The organism is Microbispora sp. GKU 823, from assembly GCF_002027145.1.
Taxonomy (GTDB): domain Bacteria; phylum Actinomycetota; class Actinomycetes; order Streptosporangiales; family Streptosporangiaceae; genus Microbispora; species Microbispora siamensis.
In genome coordinates this window covers 18,809-30,463 of record NZ_MWJN01000056.1, presented here as the reverse complement: position 1 = coordinate 30,463, position 11,655 = coordinate 18,809, and the positions used below count along the sequence as shown (strand labels likewise).

12 protein-coding genes are annotated in these 11,655 nt (G+C 72.6%); 5 read left to right on the top strand and 7 right to left on the bottom strand.

Annotated features, from left to right (window positions below; genetic code table 11):
* Window positions 1–102: 102 nt before the first annotated feature.
* Window positions 103–513, bottom strand: coding sequence for a hypothetical protein (locus B1L11_RS26445; RefSeq protein ID WP_079317131.1), 411 nt, complete (start codon window positions 511–513; stop codon window positions 103–105).
* A 48-nt stretch (window positions 514–561) separates the two neighbouring features.
* Here B1L11_RS26445 and B1L11_RS26440 point away from each other — a divergent pair, with 48 nt between their 5' ends.
* Window positions 562–753 (top strand): hypothetical protein, encoded by a 192-nt coding sequence (locus B1L11_RS26440; RefSeq protein ID WP_079317129.1) that lies wholly within the window; start codon window positions 562–564, stop codon window positions 751–753.
* A gap of 185 nt (window positions 754–938) precedes the next feature.
* A complete protein-coding gene (locus tag B1L11_RS26435; protein ID WP_079317127.1) occupies window positions 939–2,027 on the top strand; it encodes a hypothetical protein in 1,089 nt (362 codons plus the stop codon).
* 75 nt (window positions 2,028–2,102) lie between these two features.
* Here B1L11_RS26435 and B1L11_RS26430 read toward each other — a convergent pair whose 3' ends face one another.
* The 5 genes from B1L11_RS26430 to B1L11_RS52020 form a co-directional block, all read right to left on the bottom strand.
* Window positions 2,103–3,410, bottom strand: coding sequence for a homoserine dehydrogenase (locus B1L11_RS26430; protein ID WP_079317125.1), 1,308 nt, complete (start codon window positions 3,408–3,410; stop codon window positions 2,103–2,105).
* A 42-nt stretch (window positions 3,411–3,452) separates the two neighbouring features.
* Entirely contained in the window at window positions 3,453–4,859 is a 1,407-nt protein-coding gene (gene lysA / locus B1L11_RS26425; RefSeq protein WP_079317123.1) for a diaminopimelate decarboxylase, read from the bottom strand.
* 128 nt (window positions 4,860–4,987) lie between these two features.
* Window positions 4,988–5,683 carry an anticodon-binding protein gene (locus tag B1L11_RS26420; protein WP_372974729.1) on the bottom strand — a complete coding sequence of 232 codons (696 nt, stop codon included), beginning with the start codon at window positions 5,681–5,683 and terminating at the stop codon, window positions 4,988–4,990.
* Window positions 5,680–6,024 (bottom strand): hypothetical protein, encoded by a 345-nt coding sequence (locus B1L11_RS52025; RefSeq protein ID WP_256862907.1) that lies wholly within the window; start codon window positions 6,022–6,024, stop codon window positions 5,680–5,682. The genes B1L11_RS26420 and B1L11_RS52025 overlap by 4 nt, the downstream gene beginning before the upstream one ends.
* Window positions 6,021–6,347: a TetR/AcrR family transcriptional regulator gene (locus B1L11_RS52020; protein WP_256862906.1), complete on the bottom strand. Its 327-nt coding sequence runs from the start codon at window positions 6,345–6,347 to the stop codon at window positions 6,021–6,023. Before B1L11_RS52020 ends, B1L11_RS52025 begins: the two co-directional genes overlap by 4 nt.
* A 115-nt stretch (window positions 6,348–6,462) precedes the next feature.
* Here B1L11_RS52020 and B1L11_RS26410 point away from each other — a divergent pair, with 115 nt between their 5' ends.
* Entirely contained in the window at window positions 6,463–7,392 is a 930-nt protein-coding gene (locus B1L11_RS26410) for a zinc-binding dehydrogenase (RefSeq protein WP_079317121.1), read from the top strand.
* A gap of 10 nt (window positions 7,393–7,402) precedes the next feature.
* On the opposite strand, the gene B1L11_RS26405 is transcribed toward B1L11_RS26410, so the two are convergent.
* Window positions 7,403–8,659, bottom strand: a complete 1,257-nt coding sequence (locus B1L11_RS26405) for a glycosyltransferase (RefSeq protein ID WP_079317119.1) — start codon at window positions 8,657–8,659, stop codon at window positions 7,403–7,405.
* 119 nt (window positions 8,660–8,778) lie between these two features.
* On the opposite strand from B1L11_RS26405, the gene B1L11_RS26400 reads away from it, so the two are divergent.
* Together B1L11_RS26400 and B1L11_RS26395 are read left to right on the top strand one after the other, a co-directional pair.
* A complete protein-coding gene (locus B1L11_RS26400) occupies window positions 8,779–9,294 on the top strand; it encodes a hypothetical protein (RefSeq protein ID WP_079317117.1) in 516 nt (171 codons plus the stop codon).
* Window positions 9,295–10,053: 759 nt separating this feature from the next.
* Window positions 10,054–11,454: an asparagine synthetase B family protein gene (locus B1L11_RS26395; protein WP_256862905.1), complete on the top strand. Its 1,401-nt coding sequence runs from the start codon at window positions 10,054–10,056 to the stop codon at window positions 11,452–11,454.
* Window positions 11,455–11,655 lie beyond the last annotated feature (201 nt).

The window sequence follows — 11,655 nt, the reverse complement described above, 5'->3', positions numbered from 1 at the left end:
ACGACCGGCGGAGACGCGCGGCCCGATGTCCACGGTTACGGCTGATCTCGGCGTGGCGACGACCGGGACGCCTCTTCGGCGCTCTAACCTGCCGTGGGTCGTTCACAGGCGAGATCGGCCGCGCGGCGGCGGAACGACGGTACGGCGACGAGGAAGGCCATACATGCGGCAGGTCGGTGCGATCGTGACGGCGGCGCTGGCCGCGTCGATCGCTGCGCCGGCCGTGCTGCCCGCCGCGCTGCGCCTCGCACGGGCCGAGGCTGCCGCGGAGGCCGACGCCCGGGGAGACAGGACCGACTCGGGAAGGGCACTGGTCCCCCTGCGGGCCGACCCGCTGACGATCACCGTGCCCGGCTCGGTGGACCTCGGCAGCGGCGCACGAGGCGGCACGATCAGCGCCTCGATGGGCACGGTGACCGTGTCCGACTCCAGGGGAGGAATCCCTTCCTGGACGGCGACGGTGTCCGCCACGAACTTCACCACCGGCAGCGGCACACCCACGCAGACGATCACGACGGCGAACGTCTTCTACTGGTCGGGGCCGGTCACCGCGTCGTCGGCGTGGGCACCCGCAACCCCGGTCAGCCCACCGCGGCCGGCCGGGTGGCCCTCACCTCGCCGGTCACCGCGTTCAGCGGGCGCAAGCAGGCGACGCCGATGTCGACGAGCTGGCAGCCCACCCTGGTCATCACCATCCCGTCCAACGCCGCCGCCGGTGTCTACACCGGGACCATCACCCACTCGGTCGCCTGACCGATCCGTACAGGTCTCGTGACCCGCCACGGACGCGGCGGATCGGCGGCCGGCCAGGCGGGTCGGAAATAGTGAGGCCCGCCGGCCCGGCGGCGCGGCTTCCGGCCCGGCTTCTCGTGTCGCTCCTCAGCCGAAGGGATGCCATGCCACGCTTCTCACGACACCTCCGCCGCCCTCTCGCGGCGATGACGCTGGCCCTGGCGACGGCCGCGCCCCTGTTCACCGGCCTGCCCGCCGACGCCGCCGGGCCGGGCGAGCACCCGAAGCCGCCGCCGCCATGGGTGCGGATCTGCCAGAAGCTGAAGCGGATGCCGGAGCACCGGCACATGCGGTGCCCCGTCCACCCGCCGCACCCGCTCGCCGGGTCGTCCGGCTCCGGCCACGCGGCGCGGGTCCCCACGGTCTCGGAGATGGACACCCCGACCCCTACGTCCGGCCCCATCGGCATCACCTCGGGTCCCGACGGAGCGCTGTGGTTCACCGAGAACTACGCCGGCAACATCGGACGCGTCACCACCGGCGGCGACTTCACCGAATACGCCGTGCCGACCGATGACGCCGAGCCCGGGCACATCACCACCGGACCGGACGGCGCCCTGTGGTTCACCGAGGCGACCGGCGACAAGATCGGGCGGATCACCACCTCCGGTGTCGTCACCGAGTACGCGCTGCCCGACGCGGGGTCCTACCCCTGGGGCATCACCGCAGGCCCCGACGGCGCCCTGTGGTTCGTCGAGACGATCGGCAACAAGATCGGCCGGATCACCACCTCGGGGACCATCACGGAGTACGCCCTGCCGACCAGTGACGCCTACCCGATGCGGATCACGGCCGGTCCCGACGGCAACCTGTGGTTCACCGAATCGTTCGCCGGCAAGATCGGCCAGATCACCCCGGACGGGGACATCACCGAGTTCGCCATCCCTTCCTCGGGGGCGACGCCAATAGGAATCACCACCGGGCCCGACGGCAACCTGTGGTACTCCGACGCCAACGGGAAGGTCGGCTCCGTCACCACGGACGGCGACTTCACCGAGTACTCACTCGACGACTCCAACGCCTTCCCCTGGGGCATCACCAGCGGTTCCGACGGCAGGCTGTGGGTGGCCGAGCAACTCGGCAACGCCGCGGCCAGCGTCACCACCTCGGGAGTCATCATCGAGTACAACATGCCGACCAGTCTCGCCGGGCCCTTCGACATCACCAGCGGGCCCGACGACAACGTCTGGCTCACCGAGAACTACGTCGGCCAGATCGCGAAGATCACCCTTTGAAACCGGCGGCAGGTGGCAACAGGCACTCCCGGGTGCGGCACCCGGGAGTGCCTTCGATGTCGGACAAAGCCGCCGTCAGGGCGTGTCGTCGCCCTCGACCCGCATGACGCTCGCGACCGCGCGGACGATGTTCAGGTCGCGCAGGTCCTTTATCGTGCCCGACAGGGCGGCGTCGCTGGCCCGGTGGGTCACCAGCACGAGCTGGGCGTCGTCGCCGCGGCCCTCCTGCCGCACCGTCTGGATCGACACGTCGTGGCCGGCGAAGATCTCGGCCACCCGGGCGAGCACGCCGGGCTTGTCCGCCACGTCCAGCGACACGTGGTAGCGGGTGACGCTGTCGCCCATCGGGTGGACCTTGAGGTCGGCGTACGTCGACTCCTCCGGCCCGCGGGTGCCGGCGAGGCGGTTGCGCGCCACGGCGACGATGTCGCCCAGCACGGCGCTGGCGGTGGGCGCGCCGCCCGCGCCCGCGCCGTAGAACATCAGCCGCCCGGCCGACTCGGCCTCCACGAAGACGGCGTTGTACGCCTCGCGCACCCCGGCCAGCGGGTGCGACCTCGGGATCATGGCGGGGTGCACCCGGACCCCGACCGACCGGCCGTCGTCGGAGCGGGCGCAGATGGCCAGCAGCTTGATGACGTACCCCATGCCCTTGGCCGAGGCCACGTCGGCCGCGGTGATCTCCGTGATGCCCTCGCGGTGCACGTCGGCGGCCGTCACCCGGCTGTGGAAGGCGATGCCGGCCAGGATCGCCGCCTTGGCTGCGGCGTCGAAGCCCTCGACGTCGGCCGTGGGGTCCGCCTCCGCGTACCCGAGCGCCTGGGCCTCCTCCAGGGCGTCGTTGAACGAGGCGCCGGTGGAGTCCATCTTGTCGAGGATGTAGTTGGTGGTGCCGTTGACGATGCCCAGCACGCGACGCACCCGGTCGCCGGCCAGCGACTCGCGCAGCGGGCGCAGCAGCGGGATCGCCCCGGCGACGCTCGCCTCGAAGTACAGGTCGGCGCCGTTCTCGCGGGCGGCCCGGTGGATCGTCGCGCCGTCCTCGGCCAGCAGCGCCTTGTTGGCGCTCACGACGGACTTGCCGTGTGCCATGGCGGCGAGGATCAGCGACCTGGCGGGCTCGATGCCGCCGATCACCTCGACGACGATGTCCACGTCGTCACGGGTGACCAGGGCCTCCGCGTCGGTCGTGAGCAGGGCGGGGTCCACGTCTGCGTCCCGCTTGCGCCCCAGCCTGCGCACGGCGACGCCGGCCAGCTCGAGCGGGGCGCCGACGCGGGCGGCCAGGTCGTCGGCCTGTTCGCGGAGCAAACGCACGACCTGCGACCCGACGACACCGCAGCCCAGCAGCGCGACCCTGAGCGCCGGTTTGGCTTTACTCACGACCCCTCCTCGCTTCGCCGCCGGACTGTCCGGGACGGCCGCTCACAGCTGCCCCCTGAGCAGGTCGTCCTCGGTCTCTCTGCGGATGATGACCCGCGCCTGGCCGTTGGACACCGCGACGACGGCGGGCTTGGGCAGATAGTTGTAGTTGTTGGCCAGCGACCGGCAGTAGGCGCCGGTGCCGGCGACGGCGATCAGGTCGCCGGGGGCCAGGTCGCCCGGCAGGTACAGGTCGCGCACGACCATGTCGCCGCTCTCGCAGTGCTTGCCGACCAGGCGCGACAGCATCGGCGCCGCCTGGCTCACGCGGGAGGCGAGCACGGCCGTGTACTCGGCGCCGTAGAGGGCGGTGCGGATGTTGTCGCTCATGCCGCCGTCGACGCTCACGTAGGTGCGCAGGCCCTCCACGTCCTTGACCGTACCGGCCTCGTACAGGGTCACGCCGGACACTCCGGCGATCGAGCGGCCCGGCTCGACCGTGAGGCGCGGCACCGGCAGTCCGGCCGACTCGCACACCTTCGTGACGATCTCCCGCAGGCCGTCCGCGATGACCTTGACGTCCAGGGTCTCGTCGCCCACGACGTACGGAATGCCGTATCCGCCGCCGAGGTCCAGCTCGGGGAGCACGACGTCGTGCTCCTCCTTGATCTCGACCAGCAGCCGGGCCAGGCGGCGGGCCGCGACCTCGAAACCGCCGGTGTCGGTGATCTGCGACCCGATGTGGGAGTGCAGGCCGACCAGTTCGAGCTGCGGCAGCGCGAGGATGCGCCGCACCGCCTCGGCGGCGGCGCCGCTGCTCAGCGACAGGCCGAACTTCTGGTCGTCGTGAGCGGTCGCGATGAACTCGTGGGTGTGCGCCTCGACGCCCACGGTCACCCGGATCATCACCTTCGGCCGCACGCCGTGCTCGTCGGCGAGGAAGCCGAGGCGGGCGATCTCCTCGAACGAGTCGACCACGATGTGGCCCACGCCGACCTGGACGGCCTTCTCCAGCTCGGCGAGCGACTTGTTGTTGCCGTGCAGCGTGATCCGCTCGGGCGGGAAGCCCACGCTGAGCGCCACGGCGAGCTCACCGGCGCTGCACACGTCGAGGCCGAGGCCCTCCTGGTCGATCCAGCGGGCGACCTCACGGCACAGGAACGCCTTGGCGGCGTAGTGGACCTCGCCGTCGTGGAAGGCGGACCGGTACTCACGGCAGCGTGAGCGGAAGTCCTCCTCGTCGATGACGTACAGAGGCGTGCCGAACTCCTTCGCCAGGTCACGCACGTCGATTCCGCCGATCGTGACGGCCCCGTCGGCCCGGCCGGACGTTCGCGGCCAGATGGCCGGTTCGAGCGCGTTGAGGTCGGCGGGCACCTGCCGCGGACGCTCCTCGGGGTGTCCGGCGGTCACGGCGACGATCGATGAAGCGGCGTGCAGGTCGCCGGCGGGGTGGGCGAATCGACTCACCCGAACGAGGCTAGCCGACCCTGCGATTCACTCGCGCCCGCTGTTCACCCTGCGAGACGGCCCGGACGGAAGATATTCAGATCCGCAGGTCATCGGCGACAGTACTTTCCGCCATCCGCTGGTTTTGTTCAGATTTTGCCGGGCGGGGCGACACCCAGCTCCGCCAGTCCCTCGCCGAGCACCCGGCGCACCGCCTCCCCCATACGCACCCGGGCCGCGTGGACCTCCGACGGCGGCTCGTCGCCCCTGGGGATCGGGGACGCGTGCTCGACGGCGGCGTGGTAGACCTCGGCCAGCCGTTCGAGGTACGCCGCCCATCCCGGATCGCGGCTGTCCCTCCTGCTCGGCAGTTCGGCCAGGACCCGCAGCACGGCCCGGTCGGACGGGCCGTCGAGGAGGCCGGACCGCGCCGCCGCGCCGGTCGGCACGCCGAGGTCGCGCGCCCACCGCTGTACGGCTCCCGCCCGCACGTACGCGTACCGCACGGCGAAACCGGGGTTGTCCCAGGTGCGCGGGAAATCGGGCCACGGCGCCGTGGAGCCCGTTCTCCGAGGGGGCACGGCGAGCGGAGCGGCCAGGATGTCCTGGACGATCTCTCCCGGCGTGGCGATCTCGACGACCAGGAATCCGTTCGGCCGGACGTCCACGTGCCGCACCCCGGGCACCGCGCGCAGCCGTACGGCCAGCCGCTCCGCCGCCTCGGCCGGGGGCTCCGCCGTCCCCCCGCAGCGCGGCGGTGGAGACGAACCGCGCCTCCCGCTCCCACGACCCCCTGCGGCACGGGGCGGCGCGCCGAGGACCTCGCGCAGCGCCTCCATGATCACGGCGCGCCCGGGCCGTCCTTGGGCGCGGCGGTCAGCGTGAGGCACCCGGGGATCGCGGCGAACGCCTCCCGCAGGCACGCGGCCAGATCCGCGGCCCTGGGCTCGCCCGGCATGGACGTCCAGGACTCCAGAGCGGCGTGCCAGGCCGCGATGAGCATGTCGAGCACGAGTCTCGCCCGCAGGTCGTCCGCGCCGCCCAGATCGAAACGGCGGCGCAGGATCGCGAGCGCCTCACGGGTGGTGCGTTCGCAGAAGTGCAGGCCGTACGCCCCCACAGAGGGAATCCGCGCGGCCAGCCGCTCGCCGAGCCGGACCTGGCGCGCCCATCCGTCGTCGGTCATCCGTGCGACGGCGACGAGCAGGCAGTCCTGCGCCAGCGCGATGACGGGGCGCCGGCGCCGGGCTCGCACCGCTCCAGTTCGTCGAGGAACGCCGCCCACATGTCCTGGGCGGGCGTCAGCGCGACGTCTTCCTTGCTGCCGAAGTTGCGGAAGAAGGTGCGCTTGGAGACCTCCACGGCCGCGCACAGGTCGTCGAGGGTCGTCGCCTCGAAACCCCGCTCGGTGAACAGTTCCAGGGCCGCGTCGACCAGCGCCCGGCGGGTGCGCAGCTTCTTGCGCTCACGCAGCGGGAGCTCGTCGGCCTGAACGGCGGTGGTGGTCATCGCGGCCAGTCTAGCCTCGCCGCAAAGTGCCACTTGATGGCAAATGCCACCGAGTGGCATAGTGGCGGCCGCAGCGCTCCTGCCACCGAGTGGCACTTTCACGAAGGGACGACTCATGCGCGCTCTGCTCGTCGACAGGTCCGCGCCCGCCGGCCTGCGGCTCGGCGAGGCTCCGGACCCCGAGCCCGCCCCGCATCAGGCACTGGTCCGGGTGACCGCGACCTCGCTCAACTACGGCGAGGTCAGGTTCGGCATCGAGAACGCCTCCGACGGCGCCGTACCGGGATGGGACGCGGCCGGGGTGGTCGAACGGGCCGCCGCCGACGGGTCCGGCCCCGCCGCGGGAACCCCCGTGGTGACGCTCGGCGTCGACGGCGCGTGGGCGGAGTACCGGGCCGTGGACACCTCTCACATCGGCACGCTTCCGGAGAACGCCGACCTCGGCGCGATCAGCACGATCCCGGTGGCCGCCGGCAGCGCGCTGCGCGCCCTGCACCGGCTCGGCCCCATCCTCGGCAGGAGGGTGCTGGTCACCGGCGCCACCGGCGGGGTCGGCAGGTACGCCGTGCAGCTGGCCCGGCTCGGCGGGGCCCACGTGATCGCGTCCACCGGCGATCCCGGGGCGCACGGCGACGGCCTGCGGGCGCTCGGCGCGCACGAGGTGGTCGACCGGCCGTCCGCCCTCGGCGGCCCGGTGCACGGCGTGCTCGACATGGTGGGCGGGCCCACCCTCGTGGAGGCGTACGACAGGCTGGCCGAGGGCGGCACCCTGGTGGCCGTGGGACATGTGACCGGCGAGCCGGAGACCTTCCCGTTCGGCGCGTTCTTCGGCGACCAGGCCCGTCATGACCGTTCGGTGGTCACGTTCTTCCTGCTCGCCTGCGGCGGGCTCGCTCCCGACCTCACCTGGCTCGCCGGGCAGGTCGCGTCCGGCCGTCTCGATCCGGGGATCTCCTGGCGCGGCGGCTGGGAGAAGGCGCAGGAGGCGGTGGCGCTCCTGCTCGGCCGCCGCCTCCACGGCAAGGCCGTGCTCGACCTCGGGTGAGGCCGGTGGGCTAGAACAGGGCGAGAGGCTCGGCGGGGACGTATCCCTCCAGGCGCGCCGAGCCGAGCAGCGAACCCTCCGCCGAGTCGCGGACGCAGACGTAGGAGTAGCGGTCGGCCGAGTAGACCCGCACCCCGTCCGTACGGCACTGCCGCATCAGGACCTCGCCCCACTCCTCGGAGACGTCGGCGAAGCCGAGGCCGGTGAGGACCTGGCGGCGGCCCAGGACGGTGCCGCCGGCCACCTCGGGCAGGAACCGGTGCTCGGCCCCCGGCTGGCGCAGCAGGGTCGCGCCGGTCCCCGGCAGGTGGGCGTAGAACGACGCCTTCCCCAGCACCTCGGCGTCGGTGGAGGCGAAGTGCCGGACGAGGTCGGCCAGGTAGTGCTCGCCGTACAGGTCCCTGGCGTCGAGCACGGCCACGTAGTCGCCGTCGGCGAGCCTGATCGCGCGGTCGAGGGCGGCGCCCCGGGTGACCGGCTCCTCGGTGGCGCGGACCACGACGTCGAGGTCCGGGCACGCCTGGCGGACCGTCTTGTCCACCAGGCCCGCCTCCAGGCCGTCCGCCACGATCACGATCTGGCCCGGCCGTTCGATCTGACGGGTGACCTGGGCGAGCAGGCGGTCCAGCTCGGCCGGGTCGGACACGGCGGTGATCGCGGTGATCACGCCGCTGCCCCGTACGCTCGGCACGCCGAGGGTGTCGAGGATCGGGTCGAGCAGCGGGGTGACGCTCGTGCGGGCCCGCCAGGCGAGGTGGGCCTCCCTGTCCAGCCGTCCGGCGTCGGCCATGAGGATCTCGGCCGCCGCGAGGATCTCCTCGCCCTTGGCCCCGGCCCGCACCTGGAGCACCGGGGTGCCGCAGGCCGCGACCTCCCCTATCACCCTCGGCTCGGCGTCGGCGCCCGCGATCACCAGGGCCGGCTGCCGGTAGGCCGTCAGCACGTCGTCGTACGCCGTGGGGTCGTCGCCCTGCCCGGCCAGCGGCTGCCAGGCCGCACCGCCGGCCGGAGGGGTGACCGTGCCGAGGGTGACGATCTCCCCGGTCCTGCCGCCCTCGGCGGGGATGGGGTTGTGCACGCGGGGCTGGATCGCGTGCGGGAGCACGCCGACCCGGTCGTGCCGCAGCGCCGAGCGCCACTCGCGGGCCCGGGCCTCGGTGGTGGCCAGCACGTACTCGAAGTGCTCGGCCGCCGGCACCGCTCGCGACACCGCGCCGCCCGAGTGCCAGAAGACCGTCTTGACCCCCCGCTTGTGGCAGGCCGCCACCAGGTCGCGCAGCGCCCGCGTCTCCCCTGCCAGCGCCTCCAGCCAGCGCCCGCCGTTGCTGCCGGGGGCCGGGCCGTACGGACTCGACGAACAGCACGTGCGGCCGCTGCTGGTCGAGCATGGCCTCCCAGTTGTCCGGGCCGAAGTTGGTCACCAGCCGCCACTCGTACCGCAGCAGCGCCTCGGTCTGCCGGTCCACGATCGCGGCGACCGTCATGTACGGCCGGGCCGTCGGGCCCTTGGGGACCACGAACGACTCGGCGAGCGGCGTGGAGACCTGCGGGGCCTTGGGCTCGGGTGCGGCGGGAGCCGCCTTCACCTCGGGGACGGCGGGGACCTCGGGCTTGAAGTCCGAGCGCTTGGGCGCGGGGCGCTTCCTGACCGGCGCCTTGAGTGTCCTGGCCACCGTGCCGGGCTTCTTGCTGTGGATCGCGTCGCCGAGTTTGATCCACCGGCTCTCCTGGAGCGAGGCGAGCTTCCAGTTGGCGACCTCGGTCTGGTACTTCTGCTCCGCGAGTTGCTTGGCGAGCTGCGCGTTCTGCCGCTCGACCGTCTTCAGCCGCGCCTCGGCCTCACGCATCCTGGTCAGGGCCTCGGCCTCCGAGCGCGCCACCTCCTCCAGCCGCCGCTGGTAGTCGGTGATCAGCCGGGCGAGCTCCGCCGCGCCGGAGGCTCGCTCCACCGCCTCCGCCAGCGCCTGCCGCAGCGCCGCCGGGTCGCTCCGCTCGGGCTGTCCGGCTGCCGGCTCGCTTACCTCGCTCATAGGGGGTGACTCCGCGGTAGACCTTCAGGACCAGAGTCACAATATTCGCAGAACGCCCTGATCGCTCTCAGGCAGAGCCGAGACCTCGTCCACCTCGTCCGCCACATCCCCCGCTGACCGACACCCCGGCCACTCCGCGACCAGATCGCCATCAGACCAGCGACCAGATCGCCATGAGACCAGCGACCAAATCGCCAGCGATCATGCGGCCGTTGTAGCAGCGGATGCGGGAGACGGCCGAGATCGAGCGAGCTGTGCGGGCAATGCGGCATGTATCGCGAAGCGCACGGGCGGCCGGGAGGTCCGTAGACTCGGCTGCGGTTCAAGGGAGGGCAAACCGTGCGCAAGGGTGAGTGGCCGCGATTCCAGGCCAGGCCGTACGTCTGCGGGGCCGTCGGGCCCTTCGAGCAGGCAACGCTCGACCTGCTGGCGCGGTCGGGCCCCGCCGTCCAGGCCGTGCACACCGCACCGGAGACCGCGCTGCTCGCGTCGGCCCCCCCTGGCGCCGTACGCCACGGGAGCCCGGGCGACCGCGTACGCGTGGGGGCGGCCTGCGGCCGGAGACCGGGGGGCGAGCCCCGGGGCGAACGCGTGGCTGCGGGTCGCGGAGACGTACGAGACCCCGGGCCTGGTGGACGAGCCCGACACGGTGAGCCTGCACACGGGCGGCCTCGGCCTGGTCGACGTCTACTACCTCCAGGACGGCGACGCCGTCTACTTCTCCTCGCTGATCGAGCCGCTCCTCGCGCTTGCACGGCGGCCGTACGAGGTGAACTGGGAGGCGTGGGCGGCGATCCTCACGCTGACCTACCCGCTGCTCGAGGACACGCCGTATCGCCAGATCCGGCGCCTGCCCGGCGCGACCGCGCTGACCTGGTCGCGGCGCGAGCGCAGGCTGCGGGCCGACCGGCGGGCCCCGCGCTGGGTGCGGGAGGAGCCCGTGGACCGGGGCGTGACGGGCCACGACCTGGTCGCGCTGCTGCACGACGCGCTCAAGCCGTACGAGCGGGTGCTGGTGCCGGTGAGCGGCGGGTACGACTCGCGGCTGCTGGCCAGCGTGGCGGTGGCCAGGAAGATGGACGTCGAGTCGTGGACCACCAGCCCCGACGACGGGCTGGACAACGACATCGACTTCGCCCGCTACATCACCCGCGAGCTGGGCATCCCGCATCGGATCATGCCGCAGGACCCGGCCGCCTACCCGCAGGAGGCGCTGTGGGCGGCCCGGCGCCTGGAGTTCCTCACCAGCCACCACGCGTGGTACTCCCCCTTCGCCCGTGAGGTGCACGGCGCGGGCCGGGCGCTGGTGGACGGCCTGGCGGGCGGCCCGCTGATGAAGAACTTCCTGATCACGGCGGACGCCGTCGGGGCGGGGACGGGCGCGACCCGCCGCGAGGCGCTGCTCAAGGCGCTGGCGACCGGCGACGCCCACATCCCCGTGCTCGGCGAGGCCGCCGCCGCGTGGATGGACGACCGGGTCCGTACGGCGTTCACCCGGGCGACCTCCATGCTGCACGGACACCGGGCCGAACTGCCGTTGAGCGTGCTCCACACCCGGACCGTGCGGGGCATCGCCCGGTCCCCGGTCAACCTCGTCGGCCCCGAGGCGACCCCGGTCTTCCCGTTCCTGCACCCGGAGTTCTTCGACGCGGCGCTGTCGGTGCCGGTCGCCCGCAAGGAGGGCGGCAGGTTCTACCGGGAGGTCCTGCGGGCCGCCAACCCCCGGGTGGCGGCGCTGCCCTCGACCAACACCCCGCTGATGCCGAACCGCCGGGTGCCGCTGCGCTCGAACGGGCCGGTCGCCCGCGAGTGGAACCACCGGATGCTGGTCAAGGCCGCGGAGATCCCCGGGCTGATGTCGCCCCAGATGCTGGACGCGATCGCCGGCGGGCCCGACGCGCTGACCGCCTTCGGGTCGTGGAACTCGCGGTTCTGGCTGCGTGCCCTGGTGGCGTTCGGGGCCTGGCTGGCCGACTACGAGGACGCGCTCGGCGACCTCACCCCGCCCTGGCCTGCGCCGTCGGGCGGGTGACCCGCACAGTTCTGGGGCGCGTCCGTGCGGTAGCAGTACGTGATCACCTGAAAACAGGTAAAAACTGCATGTCAGACCGGCGTCAGCCTTTTCGGTCAGGCCACTTCTAGTGGTAGTTTTGGTCAAATAGAGCCAAACATCGTGGCGAGAGCTTCAAAGCTCGGGTGTGACCTGACAACACGCTCCTTCTTTCCTCAAGCG

Coding starts and splice junctions, on each gene's coding strand:
- B1L11_RS26435 (WP_079317127.1), top strand. CDS start 939: ATGACGCTGGCCCTGGCGACGGCCGCGCCCCTGTTCACCGGCCTGCCC.
- B1L11_RS52025 (WP_256862907.1), bottom strand. CDS start 6,024: ATGACCGACGACGGATGGGCGCGCCAGGTCCGGCTCGGCGAGCGGCTG.
- B1L11_RS52020 (WP_256862906.1), bottom strand. CDS start 6,347: ATGACCACCACCGCCGTTCAGGCCGACGAGCTCCCGCTGCGTGAGCGC.
- B1L11_RS26410 (WP_079317121.1), top strand. CDS start 6,463: ATGCGCGCTCTGCTCGTCGACAGGTCCGCGCCCGCCGGCCTGCGGCTC.
- B1L11_RS26400 (WP_079317117.1), top strand. CDS start 8,779: ATGGCCTCCCAGTTGTCCGGGCCGAAGTTGGTCACCAGCCGCCACTCG.